Raw genomic sequence first — 17,972 nt, 5'->3', positions numbered from 1 at the left:
GCAGCGAGCCGACGCCCGAGGGACGAGGACTCAACACCCCCAGCCACCGCAGTCGCCGACCGGCGGGACGGCACCCGCACCAGGCCACGCAGCAGAGACGGAACTTCACCCGACACCACCGCCCGGGCACGCAGCCCGGCCAGATCCAGACGGGCCGGCACCAACACAGCATCCGGCAGCGTCCCAGCCACGTCCAACAGCGCCAGACCCTCAACGGAGGTCAGCGCCGCGACACCGCCACGTTCCATCCGCTCGACATCGGCGTGCGCCAGCTCGCCCGCCATGCCTCCCTCGTCGGCCCACAGACCCCACGCCAGCGACGTGGCCACCAGACCCAGCGACCTGCGGTGCTGCGCCAACGCGTCCACGAAGGCGTTCGCGGCGGCGTAGTTGCCCTGGCCAGGAGCACCGAAGACCCCAGCCGCGGAAGAGAACACGAGGAACGCCGACAGGTCGAGGTCGGCTGTCAACTCGTGCAGGTTCCAGGCCGCGTCCACCTTCGGCCGCAACACAGCATCGACCCGCTCCGGGGTCAACGACGAGATCACACCGTCATCCAGGACACCGGCTGTGTGAACGACCGCAGTGAGCGGGTGCGCAGCGGGTACCGAGTCCAACAACCCGGCCAGCGCATCGCGATCCGCGACATCACACGCCGCCAGAATCACCTCCGCGCCCAACCCGGACAGCGACTCCACCAACTCGGAGGCACCCTCTGCATCAGCGCCACGCCGTGACACCAACAGCAGCCGACGCGCACCGTACTCCGCCACCAGATGCCGGGCCACCAACCCACCCAGCGAACCCGTCGCACCGGTCACCAACACCGTGCCCGCAGGATCCAACACCACCCGAGCATCCCCGGACGCCACCGCCACCCGCGCCAAACGCAACCCATACGCACGTCCCGCACGCAACGCCACCTGCGGCTCACCACAACCCGCAGCACCCAGCAGCACGCCAAGCGACTCCTGGTCCCCATCGAGATCGACCAGAACAATCCGACCCGGATCCTCCGACTGCGCCGAACGCAACAGACCCCACACCGCCGCCGACCCCAGATCGGCCACACCCTCACCAGGCACGACCTCCACCGCACCCCGACTCACCACAACCAACCGCGACGAAGCGAATCGATCCTCCGCCAACCACGCCTGCACCAGAGCGAGGGCACTGTGCACCGCAGCGTGGGCGCCAGCAGCTGCGTCCAGACCACTCCCCGGCCAAGGCATCAGCGGCAGAACGACGGTGTCGGGAGCCGAGACACCGTCAGCCACGGCCGCGATCAGCGCACCAAGGTCCGCGAAGTGCTCGGCCCGGTCGAATCCCAGCCTTTCCGTCCCCAGCACTGCAACCGTGCCGCCGGGCGCGACGGACGACAGGGCGAGACCCGTCCACTCGGGGCGGAACAGGGCCTCGTGGTAACCGCCTCCAGCACCGCGCAGCTGGTCGGCAGCGAACGGCCGCAGGACCAGTGACTCCACCGAGGCCACCGGCGCACCCGCGCCATCGGCAACCACAAGCGACACCGCATCGGGGCCCAACCGCGCAATCCGCACCCGCAATACCGAAGCACCCGCCGCGTGCAGGGAGACCCCGGACCACGCGAACGGCAACCGGGCCTGCCCGGCGTCCTCCAGAACCCCACCAAGACCAATCGCATGCAACGCCGCATCGAGCAACGCCGGGTGCAGACCGAACTGGCTAGCCTCCGCCCAACTCTCCTCCGGCAACGCCACCTCGGCGAACACCTCACCACCAAGACGCCACGCCGCCCGCAACCCCCGAAACACCGGCCCATACTCAAGGCCGACCCCCGCCAAAACCCCATACAGGCCATCAACCACGACAGCCTCCGCCCCCACAGGCGGCCACTCCCCCACACCAAACGACGCAGCAACATCCGCGGACGACAACACACCCGCAGCGTGACGCGTCCACCGTCGGTCGGCCCAGATCCCTTGGGCAGACTCGTCCTGTGGGCGCGAGTAGACGCTCAGCGGCCGGCGTCCTGATCCGTCCGGCGCGCCGACTGCGAGACAGAGCTGGGCGCTGCCGATCGCCGGGAGGACCAGGGGTGCCTCCAGGGTCAGCTCCTCCAGGCGGGCGCAGCCGACCTGGTCACCTGCCTCTACGGCCATGTCCACGAACGCAGTGCCGGGAAGCAGCACACTGCCGCCCACCACGTGGTCGGCCAGCCACGGGTGCGTGTCGAGGGAAAGACGTCCCGTGAAAAGGATCCCCTCGGAATCAGGCAGCGAGACAGCGGCACCGAGCAGCGGGTGATCGACCGAATCGAGACCGACCGAGGCTACGTCACCGCGCCGATCGACGCCGGCGTCCAGCCAGTAGCGGTCCCGCCGGAAGGCATAGGTCGGCAGGTCGACACGCCGCGCACCACGCCCTGCGAACACCGCCTGCCAGTCGAGGTTCACCCCGTGCGCATGTAGCCGGGCAAGCCCTGCCGTGAAGGTCTCCGCCTCAGGACGGCCGCGACGCAGGACTGAGGTGGCCACAGGGGCAGCGTCGTCACCGAGGCAGTTCTGGGCCAGAGCCGACAGAGTGCCATCGGGGCCCAACTCCAGGAACGAGCTGACGCCTTCACCGTCCAGCGTCCGCACGGCGTCGCAGAAGCGCACCGCTTCCCGGACATGGCGCACCCAGTACTCGGGCGAGCACAGCTCCTCCGCCGAGGCGAGCACCCCGGTGAGGGTCGAGACGATCGGAATGCGGGGAGCATGGAACTCCAGCCCCTCCACGACCTTCCGGAACTCCCCCAGCATCCCCTCCATCAACGGCGAATGGAACGCATGACTGACCGTCATGCGCTTCGTCCGGCGACCCAACTCCTCAAAATGCGCGGCAACCGCCAGCGCCGAAGCCTCAGCACCGGAGATCACCACCGACGACGGCCCGTTGACCGCCGCGATACCAACCTCAGCCTCGCGACCGGCGAGCAGCGGCAGCACCTCCGCCTCGCCGGCCTGCACCGCCACCATCGCCCCACCGGACGGCAACGCCTGCATCAACCGACCACGCGCCGCAACCAACACAGCCGCATCCGCCAACGACAACACACCCGCAACATGCGCAGCCGCCAACTCACCGATCGAATGCCCAGCCAAAACATCCGGCCGCACACCCCACGACTCCACCAGACGGAACAACGCCACCTCAACCGCGAACAACGCCGGCTGCGTGAAGGCCGTCTGGTCCAACGGGCCGCTCTCCGGCGTCCCGTCAGCCGCGAAGACCACCTCCCGCAACGGGCGGTCGAGATGCGGATCCAGCTCCGCACACGCCTCGTCGAACGCCGCCGCGAACGCCGGGAACTCCTCGTACAACTCCGCGCCCATACCCGGCCGCTGACTCCCCTGCCCCGCGAACAGGAACGCCATCCGACCAGCGGAACCCGCAACGCCGAGCGACACGCCCGCTGCTGCGTCCTCACCCCGCGCCAGCGCCTCCAGGGCGGTCAGCGCGTCGTCCCGTCCGTGAACGATCAAGGAGGCCCGATGCTTGAAGGCCGTGCGGGAGGTCGCAAGCGAGTAGCCCAGATCCGCGAGATCCAGGTCCGTGTGGGCGGCAATGTGGTCCAGCAGTCGTTCCGCCTGGGCTCGGAGAGCCGCGTTGTCGGGTCCGGACACGACCAGCGGCAGTACCTCGGCCAGCCCTCCGATGGGACTCCCGGCACCTGCCGGTGCCGATGCGGGCTCGATCGCCTCAATGACAGGGGCCTGCTCGATGATGGCGTGCGCGTTGGTGCCACTGACGCCGAAGGACGACACCGCCGCCCGGCGGGGCCGTCCCGTCTCGGGCCACGGCCGCGCCTCGGTCAGCAGCTCGACCGCGCCGGCGGACCAGTCCACGTGCGTGGTGGGCTCGTCCACGTGCAGGGTCTGCGGCAGCACGCCGTGACGCATGGCCATCACCATCTTGATGACGCCGCCCACACCCGCCGCCGCCTGGGTGTGGCCCAGGTTGGACTTGAGCGAGCCCAACCACAGTGGGCGGCCTTCGGGGCGGTCCTGGCCGTAGGTGGCGAGCAGCGCCTGCGCCTCGATCGGGTCACCGAGCCTGGTTCCGGTGCCATGGGCTTCGACGACATCGATCTGATGGGAGGTCAGTCGTGCGTTGTCCAGTGCCTGCCGGATCACCCGCTGCTGCGAGGGGCCGTTCGGCGCGGTCAGGCCGCTGCTCGCGCCGTCCTGGTTCACCGCGGTTCCCCGGACCACAGCGAGGACCGGATGGCCGTTGCGCTGGGCGTCCGACAGCCGCTCCACCAGCAGCATGCCGACGCCCTCACCCCATCCGGTGCCGTCCGCCGCCGCCGCGAAGGACTTGCAGCGGCCGTCGGCGGCCAGGCCGCGCTGGCGGCTGAAGTCGATGAAGGCGTTGGGCGTGGACATCACCGCGACGCCACCGGCCAGGGCCATCGTGCACTCGCCCGACCGGAGGGCCTGGATCGCCCAGTGCAGCGCGACCAGCGACGAGGAGCAGGCCGTGTCCACGGTCACCGCAGGCCCCTCGAGGCCCAGCGCGTACGCCACCCGTCCTGAGGCGACGCTGCCCGAGTTGCCGTTGCCGAGGTATCCCGCGACCTCCTCCGGCACATCGATCAGGCGCGCCGCGTAGTCGTGGTACATGACCCCGGCGAAGACCCCGACCGCGCTGCCGCGCACCGTGCCGGGATCGATCCCGGCCCGCTCGAACGCCTCCCAGGACGTCTCCAGCAGCAGCCGCTGCTGCGGGTCCATCGCCAGGGCCTCGCGCGGGGAGATCCCGAAGAACCCCGGGTCGAACTCGGCGGCGTCGTGCAGGAACCCGCCCTCGCGGGTGTAGGAGGTGCCGGGCTGCTCGGGATCCTCGTCGTGGAGGGACGCCATGTCCCAGCCACGGTCCGTGGGGAACCCGGAGACGCCGTCCGCGCCGGCGGCCACGAGTTGCCACAGGTCCTCCGGGGAGCGCACGTCACCGGGGTACCGGCAGCTCATGCCGACGATCGCGATCGGCTCCGGCTCCTTGTCCTCCAGCTCGCGCAGCCGCCGGCGCGTCTCGCGCAGGTCGGCGGTCGCCCGCTTGAGGTAGTCGAGAAGCTTCTCTTCGTTCTCCACGTGCGTCACACCCTTGAACCGGTCGTGAAGGTCGTGCCGGCCACGTCGGGACGTTCCGAGCACGTCGTCGAGGAGATCGGGCGGTGCCTTTCCATCGGGGACGCCGGCCGGCGGCGACGCGCGCCCGCCTCGGACGGCCCGGTCGAAGGGCGCTGCTCGATCTCCGGCATGACCACCAATTGATTCGCGATAAATAGCGTGCGCTGAATTCCTGGCGAGATCGCGCAAAAGACTCGGGCGCGGCCAAGCTAGCAGCGGGGGCGAGGCGGGACATCCCCTATCCTCCCCCTATCCCCCCTGTGTCGAACCGGCCGGGACCCGCCGATGCCCACCCATGCTATACATGGCGGGAACAGCTCAGTGTCCTATTCAGACGGCGCATGACGACGTATCAGGATGCGTGTGAACTCATCGTCGCGCAGCTCCCCGTGCCCCCGTTATCGCGTCCCCGCTCGATTCGCAGGCATCAATGAAGACAATGCGTGCAACACATGCCGTGGATTCCGCCGTCGTCGTCGACAGACTGGTCAAGATATACCGCAATCGCAAACAGCCTGCGGTGGACGACCTCAGCTTCAGCGTCAGGCCGGGCGAGGTGTTCGGCCTGCTCGGGCCGAACGGCGCCGGCAAGTCGACCACGCTGGGGATCATGACGACCCGGGTCGCCCCGACCTCCGGCCGGGTCCTGGTCCAGGGAGTGGACGTGGTGGCCGATCCGGCGGCGGCGCACCGGGTGTTCGCCGTCGTCCCGCAGCGGAACAACCTCGACCGTTCGCTGACCATCCGGCAGAACCTGGTGTTCCACGCCGGCTACCACGGCATGGGCCGGGCCGAGCGCAACCGGCTCGCCGACCAGAGCCTGGAGTGGGTCGGCCTGGGCGACCGGGGCAAGGCCAGGGCCGACGAACTGTCAGGTGGCCAGGCCCAGCGCCTGATGATCGCCCGGGCACTGATGCACCGGCCGCAGGTGCTCTTCCTCGACGAGCCGGCGACCGGGCTCGATCCGCAGGCCCGGCTGTTCATCCACGACCGGGTGGCGGAGCTCAGCCGCAACGGCGTCACCGTGGTCATCACCACGCACGACATGGACGAGGCGGCCAAGCTCTGTGACCGCGTCGGCATCATCGACCGAGGCAGGCTCCTCGCCCTGGACTCGCCGAAGGCGCTGACCCAGTCCCTCAGCGGCAGCGGCACCCTGACCGTCTCGCTGCGGACCAGCGAGGCCACGGCCGATCCGTCCGGTTTCGGTCCCGTCGGCGGCGACGACGAACTGGTCGGCGTCGTACGTGCCCTAGGGAAGATCAGCGCGGTCGAGCGCGTCGAGGTCGTCGAGCCCGGCACCGAGGAGGCCGGCGACGACCACAGCGCGGACACCGAGCCCCGCGAGGGAGCCTCCGACGCCGAGCGGTCAGCCGGCCGGGGACGGCTGCGGATCTACACCGCCGGCCAGCCTGCGGCGGCCCTGCCCGCCGTCGTCGGTGCCCTCACCGAACTGCACTGCGACATTGAGGACGTGTCCCTCGGCGGGCTGAGCCTGGAGGACGTCTTCATCGAACTGACCGGGAGAGAACTCCGATGAGCGCGACGACATCGCCACCCATCCCCCTCGCCCCCGTCGGGGGTGTCCGTACCGGCGGCTCCGCCGCGCGCACGTTCCTGTTCGTGCTCTGGCGGGACATCTTCGTGACGGGCCGTGAGCTGATCCCGTTCCTGGCCCAGGTCCTGGTGGAACCGGTCTTCATCCTGTTTGTGTTCGGCAAGGTCCTCGGCACGCTCGGATACACCGCTCACGGCTTCCAACAGGTGCTGCTGCCCGGCGTGGTGGCTCTCAGCAGCTTCCTCGTCGCCCTGCAGAACACCGCGTTCCCGCTGATCGTGGACTTCTCCTGGACTAAGGAGATCGAGGACCGACTGCTGTCACCGATCCCCCTCGCCCTGGTCGCGGTCGAGAAGGTGGTATTCGGCGCGATCCGGGGTCTCATCGGTGCGGCCGTGATGATCCCGATCGGCTTCCTGCTCCTGGACAACGTCTCCTGGCCGACGTCCAGCATCCTGCCGCTCACCGCGGTTCTCACCCTGGGGTCGGTGGCCGGCGCCACCGTCGGGTTGACCATCGGCACCCTGACGGAGCCGCGCCACATCAACATCATCATCGCCGTCATCCTGACCCCGGTCATGTTCACCGGAGCCACCCAGTTCCCGTGGTTCGGTCTCTCGCACGTCCGCTGGTTCCAGGTGATCTGCACCCTCAACCCGCTGACCTACGTGAGCGAAGCGATGCGCGCCATCCTGCTGCCGCCAGGGCAGTTGCGGTCGATCCCGCTCGGCATCGACATCACCGCGCTCGTGGTCTCCTGCGTGCTCTTCGGGCTGATCGGCATCCGCGGCTTCCGCAAGCAGGCGCTCGACTGACTCGGAGGCAGGCGCAGCACGACGCGACGGAGGGGCGACACGTCACCGTGCCGCCCCTCCGTCGTGTCCACGGGCCGGCCGCCGAGTGCGCACCGCCGCCGCCCACCGCGTCACCCCATGGGGAACCTGACCTCCCCCGACACGATCGGGTTGAGGTAGTTCGATCCGGCGATCTTCAACCGGTTCATGGCCAGGCCGGTCAGGCCCTCGAAGATGGCCCGCCTGGCGTTCATCGTGGTGGAGTAGCCGGAGTCCAGGTGGGGTGCGACCTCGACCACGTCCATACCGATGACCTTGGTCTCGTGGCAGATGCGGCGGAACGCCGGGAACAGCTCACGATTGGTCAGGCCGCCCGGCTCCGGGGTCCCGGTACCGGGTGCGAACGCCGGGTCGAGCACGTCGATGTCGAGCGAGAGGTAGACAAAATCGGCGTTCTCCTGCACCTCGGCGATGGCCTTGTCCAGGACCGCGTGGAAGCCGATCCGCTCGATCTCCGCCATGAAGTGCGACTTCATTCCCTGCCGGCGCATCCAGTTGAACAGCTGGTTGTCGGGGCCGGTGACGGTGCGCAGCCCGACCTGCACGATGTTGCTCGCCGGGACCTTCTCATCCTCGATGATCCGCCGGATCGGCGTGCTGTGGGTGACCGAGTGGCCGAGCTGGTGGTCGTGACAGTCGGGGTGGGCGTCGAAGTGGATGATGCCGATCCGCTCGGGCCCGTAGACGTCGGCCAGTGCCCCGACGCTGGGCCACAGCAGCGAGTGGTCGCCGCCGAGGAGCACCGGGACGGCGCCGACCTCGGCGATCTCCCGCACCAGCTCGCGGATGGGCGCCATCGAGTTCGGGGTACTGAAGGCGTCCACCGCCGCGTCGCCGTAGTCCACCACCTTGAGCACGTCGAACGGGTTGATCCGGGTGCTGGCGTTGATCATCGCCTCGGGGGTGTTGAAGATGTACCGCTCGTCGGAGCGGATCGCCCGGGGGCCGTAGGCGGCGCCGCGGTGGCCGACCGAGGAGTCGACGGGTGCACCGAGGACCGCGACGTCGACCTCCCCGGCCCTGAGGTCCTCCTGGTTCAGGCACAGCGGAACGCCCATGAAGGTGGCGATGCCGGAATAGGCGGGATGCGCGTAGTACCGACGGATGTCGATCGGTCCCGGCTCGCGCCCGGGCGCGGCCGACCGGTCGATCTCCAGGCGGAACTCCGATTGCTGAGGCTTGTCGTTCACACACGTCTCCTCGGTGGGCGTATCGTCACGGTGTCGCAGACTCCGCGAACGCGGAGTGGGAACGGCTCCGGCTACGAGAATCCACACTTAGTGGGTGCACACACCGCTCTGCGGAATCAGCTTATTGGCGTTCGGAAACGATAAATACCCTTAGGCCGCACCCGGGTGCCCCCTATACGCACATCGGGCAACCCCTATCGCAACGTCAGTTCCTGGCCGCGGCCCAGCGGCTGCCCGGTCCGAATACGTCGGAAATGGTGTCAGAACACGGAGCGGCGCAGGCATTCGATCGTGATGACGGCGTTCCGCCGGGGCGTCGGGCGCCCCCGGCGGAACGGGTCAGGTCAGGTCAGGACAGACCCAGTTCGTCGTCGAGGAGGCTGAAGAGCTCGTCGGCGGTCGCCGACTGGAGTTCGGCTTCGGCCGCGGCAGCTGCCGGGTCCGCCGACGGGCGCTCGGTCTCCGTCCACATCGAGAGCAGGGTCCGCAGCCGGGTGGTGATGTTCCGGTGCTCCTCGTCGCCGGGCGTGATGGTGGACAGGATCGACTCCAGCCGGTCGAGTTCCGCGCCGACCGGCAGGACCGGTCCGCCCGGCTCGTCCTGGCGGGTCTCCTCCCGCAGGTAGGCGGCGAGGCCAACCGGTGTCGGGTAGTCGAAGATCAACGTGACCGGCAGCCGCAGACCCGCCGCCGCGCCCAGACGGTTGCGCAGGTCGACAGCGGTCAGCGAGTCGAATCCGAGCTCGACGAAGCCACGTGCCGGTTCGATGGCCTCGGGGCCGCCGTAGCCGAGCACCGCCGCCACCTGGGTCCGCACCAGGTCCAGCAGGATGCGGTCCCGTTCGGTGTCGGCGAGGCCGCTCAGCCGCTCGGCCAGGGACTGCTGATCGGCGGTGTGCGCAGCCGGGGCACCGGCAGGACCGGACCGCCGGGTCGGGATCCTGACCAGTCCTCGCAGCAGCGGCGGCACCAGGCCCGGGTCACCCTGGGCCCGCAGGGCCGCCGGGTCCAGGCGCATCGGCACCAGAACCGCGTCGTCCAACGTGCCGGCCGTGTCGAGGAGCGCCAGGCCCTCCGCCGGCGGCAGCGGGGCCATCCCCGCCCGGGTCATCCGGGTAACGTCGGCCTCGTCCAGACCGCCGGCCATACCGCCGTTCTGTGCCCACAGGCCCCAGGCCAGCGAGGTTCCCACCAGGCCCTGGGCCCTGCGGTGCTGCGCCAGCGCGTCCAGGAACGTGTTGGCCGCCGCGTAGTTCCCCTGCCCGGCGCCGCCGAACACACCGGCTGCGGAGGAGAAGACCACGAACGCCGACAGGTCGAGACCGGCCGTCAGCTCGTGCAGGTTCCAGGCCGCGTCCACCTTCGGGAGCAGCACCCGGTCGAGCCGATCCGGCGTCATCCCGGTGACCACCCCGTCGTCGAGCACTCCCGCGGTGTGCACGACGGCCGTGAGCGGGTAGTCGGCGGGGACCGAGGCGAGCAGGCCGGCGAGTGCCTCGCGGTCGGCGGCGTCGCAGGCGGCCAGAATGACGTCGGCGCCCAGCTCTTCCAGTTCGACCCGCAGTTCGGCCGCGCCTTCGGCTCCGGCACCACGTCGGCTGGTCAGCAGCAGCCGCCGGACTCCGTGCTCGGTCACCAGGTGCCTGGCGACGAGCGCGCCCAACGACCCGGTTCCGCCGGTAATCAGGACCGTTCCGGACGGCCCGAACGCCGAACCGCCGTTCCCCGTAGAGACGGGGACCCGGGCCAGCCTGAACGCGTGGACTACGCCTGCGCGCACGGCGAGCTGCGGTTCGCCGGAGGCGAGCGCCGCCGGGAGCGCGCGACCGGCGGCGCCGTTGCCGTTCCCATTCCCACTGCCGTGGTCGGTGACGCCGTCGGTGTCGGTGTCGGTAGCGTCCAGGTCGATCAGAATGATCCGGTCCGGATTCTCGGCCTGCGCCGACCGGAGCAGCCCCCACACCGGGGCATGCACCAGATCCGCGATGTCCTCAACCGCTCGGGCGGCGACTGCGCCACGCGTGAGTACCACCAGGCGCGAGGCGGCGAAGCCGTCGTCGGCGAGCCAGCTCTGGACGAGGTCCAGTGCCTGGCCGACTGCCGCCCGTGCCGCCGAGGCGGTGTCGCGGGAAGGGGTCGCGCCGGGCGTGGGGGTTGCGGAGGCTGCGGGCTGCTGCGTGATGAACGGGGCGAACACCATGTCAGGCGCCGCTGTGCCCGAAGCGACGGCTGAAGCGAGCGCCCTCAGGTCCGGGTAGGCCTGGACCGTTCGCCCGACGGTGTCCAGCACACGGGCATCGTCACCCAGTACGGCCCACCGTTCCCCGGAGGGAACCGGTACCGCCGCACTCGACGGCAACACCACCCACTCCGGACGGAACAACGACTCATGGAACACAGCCCGCGCCGCACTCAACTGCTCCGCCGACACCGCCCGCAACACCAACGAGTCCACCGACGCCACCGCACGACCGGCCTCATCCGCCAACTCCAACGACACACCGTCAACCCCGACCGGCGCCAACCGCACCCGCAACGCCGAAGCACCAACCCCGTGCAGTCGCACCCCTCCCCAGGAGAACGGCAGCCTGGCTCGGCCTGCGTCCTGCTCGCCGTCCTGGCCTGCGTCCTGGTCGGTGTCCTGGACGAGACCGCCCAGGCCGATCCCGTGCAGTGCGGCGTCCAGCAGTGCCGGGTGCAGCCCGTACGGCGTACCGTCCAGGGTGCCGCCGTCCACCGCGGGGCGAATCTCCGCGAAGACCTCGCCGTCGCGCCGCCAGGCCCGTCGCAGGCCTTGGAACACAGGGCCGTACTCGAGTCCGGCCTCGGCCGCCCGCTCGTACAGACCGTCCACGTCGACCGCCTCAGCACCTGCCGGGGGCCAATCGCCGAAGTCGAATCCGGCCGGCTGAGCACCGGAGCCGAGGAGGCCGGTTGCGTGGCGGGTCCACGGCTCCTCGGACGGGACGTCCTCCAGGCGGGAGTGCAGGCTGAGCGGACGGCAGCCGGACGCGTCCGTCGCGCCGACGGTCAGCCTGAGCTGCACACCGCCGCGTTCCGGCAGCGCCAGCGGCACCTCCAGGGTGAGCTCCTCGACCAGGTCGCAGCCGATCTGGTCGCCGGCCCTGACGGCCAGTTCCACGAACGCGGTGCCCGGCAGCAGCACGGTGCCCATCACCGTGTGGTCGGCCAGCCACGGGTGCGTCGACAGCGCCAGCCGTCCGGTGAACATGAAGCCGTCTGCGTCCGGCAGCTCCACCGCCGCACCCAGCAGCGGGTGGCCGAGCATGTCGATGCCCGCCGCGGCCATGTCACCGGGCGACACGCCGGCGTCCAGCCAGTACCGCTCCTTCTGGAAGGCGTAGGTGGGCAGGTCGACCCGCTCGCCGCCGCGGCCTGCGAACGCTGCCTGCCAGTCCACGGCCACGCCGCGAACATGCGCCTGGGCCACGGCCGTCGTGAGCGCCCGTGCCTCGGGGCGTTCACCGCGCAGCACCGGCACAATGACGGCCGCGTCGGCCTCGGCCAGGCAGTCCTGACCCATCGTACTCAGGACCCCGTCCGGGCCCAACTCCAGGAATGTGGTGACGCCCTGGGCCTCCAGGGTCCGCATGGCTTCGAGGAAGCGGACGGCCTCGCGGGCGTGCCGCACCCAGTACTCCGGGGAGCAGAGCTCCTCTGCGGTCGCGACACCGCCCGTCAGGGTCGAGACGATCGGAATGCGCGGCGCGTGGAACTCGAGTCCCTCCACCACCTGGCGGAATTCGGCCAGCATCCCTTCCATCAGCGGGGAGTGAAATGCGTGACTGACCGTCAGCCGCTTCGTCCGGCGACCCTCGACCACCAGCCGGGCCGCCACGTCCAGCACCGCCTCCTCGACACCGGAGATCACCACCGACGTGGGCCCGTTGACCGCCGCGATGCCCACCTCGGCCTCGCGTCCCGCCAGCAGCGGCAGCAACTCGTCCTCGGACGCGGCCACTGCGACCATCGCACCGCCCGCCGGCAGCGCCTGCATCAGCCGCCCGCGAGCCGCCACCAGCGCGGCTGCGTCGGACAACGACACAACCCCGGCGACGTGCGCAGCGGCCAGCTCGCCGATCGAATGACCGGCGAGGAGATCAGGGCGCACACCCCACGCCTCCAGCAGGCGGAACAACCCCACCTCCAGCGCGAACAGCGCCGGCTGCGTGTACTCGGTTCGGTCCAGCAGGTCCGCCTCCGCCGAGTCTGCCGACGCGAACAGCACCTCCCGCAGCGGGCGATCCAGGTACTTGTCCAGATGCGCGCAGACCTCGTCCCATGCCCGTGCGAACACCGGGAACGCGTCGTACAACCCGGCACCCATGCCGAGCCGCTGGCTGCCCTGCCCGGTGAACAGGAACGCGACCCTGCCTCCGCTCGCCGAGCCCACGACCACGTTCGCCGCGGTCTCGCCGACCGCCAGCGCGTCCACTCCGAGCAGGAACTCCTCACCGTCCCCGGCGATCACCACCGCGCGCTGCTCCAGTGCGGATCGCATGGTCGCCAGCGAGTAGCCCACGTCGACCGGACGCAACTCGGGCCGATCGTCCAGGCGGGCCCGTAGCCGTGCGGCCTGGGCCCGCAGCGCAGGCTCACCCTTGGCCGACAAGGCCCACGGCAGCACGCTTGTCGCGACAGTGCCGATCGCGCCTTCCGGGCCGCCCGGGGCTGCTGTCTCCCCCGGACCGGCCGCACTGACGACGCCTGCCGGGGCGGCCTGCTCGGTCGGCGGCGCCTGCTCGATGATGGTGTGGGCGTTGGTGCCGCTGATGCCGAAGGACGATACGCCGGCCCGACGGGGACGGCCGGTCTCCGGCCACGGAATCGAATCGGTGAGCAGCGACACAGCGCCCGCCGACCAGTCCACGTGCGGCGACGGTGCGTCGACGTGCAGGGTCCGCGGCAGCGTCCCGTGCCGCATCGCCATCACCATCTTGATCACACCGGCGACGCCCGAGGCGGCCTGGGTGTGACCCAGGTTGGACTTCACCGAACCCAGCCACAGCGGCGACGCCTTGTCACGGTCCCTGCCGTAGGTGGCGAGGAGCGCCTGCGCCTCGATCGGGTCACCCAGCGTGGTGCCGGTGCCGTGGGCCTCGACGGCGTCGATCTCACGGGCCGTCAGTCCCGCGTTGGCGAGGGCCTGCTTGATGACGCGTTGCTGCGAGGGTCCGTTGGGGGCGGTGAGGCCGTTGCTGGCGCCGTCCTGGTTGATCGCGCTGCCGCGCACGACCGCCAGCACGGGGTGGCCGTTGCGCTGCGCGTCCGAGAGCCGCTCGACGAGCAGCATGCCGACGCCCTCGCCCCAGCCCGTTCCGTCCGCAGCCGCAGCGAAGGACTTGCAGCGGCCGTCCTCGGCCAGACCGCGCTGCCGGCTGAACTCGACGAAGGTGCCCGGGGTGAACATCACCGTGACACCCCCGGCCAGTGCCATCGTGCACTCGCCCTGTCGCAGCGCCTGGCAGGCCAGGTGCAGCGCCACCAGCGAGGAGGAGCAGGCGGTGTCGACGGTGACAGCCGGGCCCTCCAGGCCGAAGGTGTAGGCGACGCGCCCGGAGACGACGCTGCTGGAGCTGCCGGTGCCGAGGTAGCCCTCGACCTCGTCCGGGGCCGTCCGTAGGCGGGTGCTGTAGTCGTGGTACATCACGCCGGCGAAGACGCCGGTCCTGCTGCCGCGCACGGTGGCCGGGTCGATCCCGGCGCGTTCGAAGACCTCCCAGCTGGTCTCCAGGAGCAGGCGCTGCTGCGGGTCCATCGCCAGGGCCTCGCGCGGGCTGATGCCGAAGAACGCCGGGTCGAAGTAGTTGGAGTCGTGCAGGAAGCCGCCCTCGCGGGTGTGCGTGGTGCCGGGGGTGTCCGGGTTCGGGTCGTAGAGCGCGTCGAGATCCCAGCCGCGGTCGGTCGGGAACAGGGAGATGCCGTCGCGTTCGGCGGCGATCAGTTGCCACAGCTCTTCCGGAGCGGTGACGCCGCCCGGGTAGCGGCAGCTCATGCCCACGATGGCGATCGGGTCGTCCGCTACAACGGCGGATGCCGTCGGCTCCAGTGCTGCGACCTCGGCTCGCGCGCCGAGGAGTTCGGCGCGCAGGTGCGCCGCCAGTGCGGTGGGGTTGGGATAGTCGAAGATCAGCGTCGCAGGCAGGCGGAGCCGCATGGTCGCGCCCAGTTGGTTGCGGAGCTCGACGGCGGTCAGCGAGTCGAAGCCGAGTTCCTTGAACGCCCTGCCCGCGTCGACTGCCTCAGCACCCTGGTAGCCGAGGACGGCGGCGATCTGGGTACGGACGAGGTCGAGGAGCGCCCGGTCCTGCTCGGCCGCGGTGAGCGCGGCGAGGCGCAGGACCAGTTCCGACTCACCGGCAGCGGCGGCGGTCTCGACGGCCCGGCGGACCGGGGTGCGGACGAGCCCGCGCAGCACCGGCGGCACCAGACCGGCCGCCGCCTGTGTCCGCAGCGTGGCGGTCTGCACGTGCATGGGCACCAGCACGGCGTCACGGGCTGTCCCGGTCTGCTGCGCCTGGGGTGCCGACTGCGCACTCTGATGTGCCCGCTGGGCCTGCTGGACCCGCTGCGCGGCGTCGAACAGGGCCAGACCCTCGTCCGAGGTGAGCGGCGTCAAGCCGGAACGCGCCATCCTGGCCAGGTCGTTCTCGTCCAGATGCCCGCTGACGCCGCTGCGCTGTGCCCACAGGCCCCAGGCCAGCGAGGTCGCCGCCAGGCCCTGGGCGCTGCGGTGTTGCGCCAGCGCGTCCAGGAAGGTGTTGGCCGCTGCGTAGTTGCCCTGGCCCGGTCCGCCGAACACACCGGCTGCCGAGGAGAACAGGACAAACGCCGACAGGTCGAGCCCGGCGGTCAGCTCGTGCAGGTTCCAGGCGCCGTCGACCTTGGGGCGCAGAACGCGCTCGATCCGCTCAGGCGTGAGCGAGGAGACCACGCCGTCGTCGGTGACGCCGGCGGTGTGCACGACGGCGGTCAGCGGGCGGTCGGCAGGCACCGAGGCGAGCAGCGCAGCCAGAGCCTCCCGGTCGGCCACGTCACATGCGGCCAGGGCGACGTCGGCCCCGAGGCCTTCGAGTTCGGCGCGCAGCTCGGCGGCGCCTTCGGCGTCGGCGCCGTGTCGGCTGGTCAGCAGCAGGTGCCGCACCCCGTACTCGGTCACGAGATGCCGGGCGAGCAGCGCGCCGAGGACCCCGGTGGCGCCCGTGATCAGCACGGTGCCCTCGGAGCCGAAGGCTCGGGTCTCGGCTGCGGGACCCCCCTCGACCTCCGGCGCCGACTCGACCCGGGCCAACCGCAGGACGTACAGGGCTCCCTGACGGACAGCCAGTTGCGGCTCCTCGGCGGCGAGTGCGGCCGACAGCGCCTGGAAGGAGGCCGTTTCGCCGTCGATGTCGACGAGGACGATCCGTTCGGGGTTCTCCGACTGCGCCGAGCGGAGCAGGCCCCAGGCGGCGGCGTGAGCCAGGTCGGTGACATCCGCATCGGCGGCAGTCGCCACCGCACCGCGCGTGAGCATCACCAACTGCGCGGAGGCGAATCGGTCGTCGGCAAGCCACTCCTGGACGAGGTCGAGGACGCGGTTCACGACCAGGCCGACGGCACCCGCCGTCCCTGTACCGACCGCACCGTCCGCGGCGTCCGGAGCGACGCATTGAACGAACACCGTGTCGGGTACGGCCGTTCCGGCCGCGACCGCGGCGGCCAGCGCCGTCAGGTCGGGGTATCCCTGGACCGTTCGCCCGAGGGTGTCCAGCACACGGGCATCGTCACCCAGTACGGCCCACCGTTCCCCGGAGGGAACCGGTACCGCCGCACTCGACGGCAACACCACCCACTCCGGACGGAACAACGACTCATGGAACACAGCCCGCGCCGCACTCAACTGCTCCGCCGACACCGCCCGCAACACCAACGAGTCCACCGACGCCACCGCACGACCGGCCTCATCCGCCAACTCCAACGACACACCGTCAACCCCGACCGGCGCCAACCGCACCCGCAACGCCGAAGCACCAACCGCATGCAGCGACACGCCCGTCCAGGAGAACGGCAGCCTGCCCTGCCAGTCGATCTCGCCGGGGGCGGCCAGACCGAGCGCGTGCAACGCGGAGTCGAGAAGCGCCGGGTGCAGGCCGAAGAAGCCGGCGTCAGCCTCGGCCTGCTGCGGCAGCCGGATCTCGGCGAACACCTCGTCGCCTCGGCGCCATGCCCTGCGCAGTCCCTGGAACACCGGACCGTAGTCGAAGCCGATGCCAGTGAGGGCCTCGTACATTCCGTCCAGCTCCACCTCCGTCGCATCGGTCGGCGGCCACTCCACCAGCGCGAACGACGCCGCTCCGGCACCGGAGCCCAGCACGCCGGTGGCGTGACGACTCCAGGGCTCCTCGGTCGGGGCATCCTCAAGGCGGGAGTGCAGGCTGAGCGGACGGCGCCCCATCTCGTCCTGCGCGCCGACCGCGAGACGCAGATGGACCGCGCCCTGCTCCGGCAGGACCAGGGGGGCCTCAAGGACGAGCTCCTCCAGGAGGTCGCAGCCGACCTGGTCTCCGGCCCTGACTGCGAGCTCCACGAAGGCCGTTCCCGGCAGCAGCACGGAGCCCATCACCGCGTGGTCGGCCAGCCACGGGTGCGTCGACAGCGCCAGCCGTCCGGTGAACACGAACCCGCCAGAGCCCGGCAGCTCCACCGCCGCACCCAGCAGCGGGTGATCCGCCACTCCGAGACCGGCCATGGTCACATCGCCCGGACCCATCGCCGGGACGTTGGGCCAGTAGCGCTCGCGCTGGAAGGCGTAAGTGGGCAGGTCGACGCGCTGGGCACCCGTACCGTCGAACAGCGCCCGCCAGTCGACGACCACGCCGCGCACATACGCCCGGGCCACGGCCGTCGTCAGCGCCTGAACCTCCGGGCGGTCGCCGCGCAGCACCGGCACGAAGACGGCCGCGCCGCCGTCGACGTCGGTGTCAGCGTCGGCGTCGGCGTCGGCGTCGGCGTCGGCGTCGGCCAGGCAGTCCTGACCCATCGCGCTCAGCACCCCGTCCGGACCCAACTCCACAAACGTGGTGACGCCCTCGCGCTGCAGAGTCCGTACCGCATCACAGAAGCGCACCGCCTCACGCACATGCCGCACCCAGTACTCCGCCGAGCACAGCTCCTCGGCGGTCGCGACCCGACCCGTCAGCGTCGAGACGATCGG

At 70.7% G+C, this 17,972-nt stretch carries 5 protein-coding genes; 2 read left to right on the top strand and 3 right to left on the bottom strand.

Annotated elements, in window-relative coordinates; genetic code table 11:
* A partial coding sequence (locus ABIA33_RS37205; protein WP_370088490.1) for a type I polyketide synthase occupies nt 1-5,114 on the bottom strand: 5,114 nt, incomplete at its 3' end.
* Nucleotides 5,115-5,592: 478 nt separating this feature from the next.
* Between ABIA33_RS37205 and ABIA33_RS37200 the strand changes: the two genes are divergently transcribed.
* Complete coding sequence (locus ABIA33_RS37200; RefSeq protein ID WP_370088488.1) at nt 5,593-6,693, top strand: ABC transporter ATP-binding protein; 1,101 nt, start codon at nt 5,593-5,595, stop codon at nt 6,691-6,693.
* The gene (locus tag ABIA33_RS37195; protein WP_370088486.1) at nt 6,690-7,526 is read left to right on the top strand and encodes an ABC transporter permease; all 837 of its coding nucleotides are present in this window, start codon (nt 6,690-6,692) and stop codon (nt 7,524-7,526) included. The genes ABIA33_RS37200 and ABIA33_RS37195 overlap by 4 nt, the downstream gene beginning before the upstream one ends.
* A gap of 110 nt (nt 7,527-7,636) precedes the next feature.
* Here ABIA33_RS37195 and ABIA33_RS37190 read toward each other — a convergent pair whose 3' ends face one another.
* Nucleotides 7,637-8,755, bottom strand: a complete 1,119-nt coding sequence (locus ABIA33_RS37190; protein ID WP_370088484.1) for an agmatinase family protein — start codon at nt 8,753-8,755, stop codon at nt 7,637-7,639.
* Between the two features lie 349 nt (nt 8,756-9,104).
* Nucleotides 9,105-17,972, bottom strand: an 8,868-nt coding sequence (locus ABIA33_RS37185) for an SDR family NAD(P)-dependent oxidoreductase (protein ID WP_370088482.1), incomplete at its 5' end; no start/stop codon positions are given.

The sequence above is a fragment of the Streptacidiphilus sp. MAP12-16 genome (assembly GCF_041262165.1).
Lineage (GTDB): Bacteria > Actinomycetota > Actinomycetes > Streptomycetales > Streptomycetaceae > Streptacidiphilus.
Note: the sequence above shows the minus strand (reverse complement) of the source record. Positions and strands in the feature narration are given on the sequence as shown.

Excerpts from the sequence above, each read along its gene's own strand:
- ABIA33_RS37200 (WP_370088488.1), top strand. The coding sequence starts at position 5,593 with ATGCGTGCAACACATGCCGTGGATTCCGCCGTCGTCGTCGACAGACTG.
- ABIA33_RS37195 (WP_370088486.1), top strand. The coding sequence starts at position 6,690 with ATGAGCGCGACGACATCGCCACCCATCCCCCTCGCCCCCGTCGGGGGT.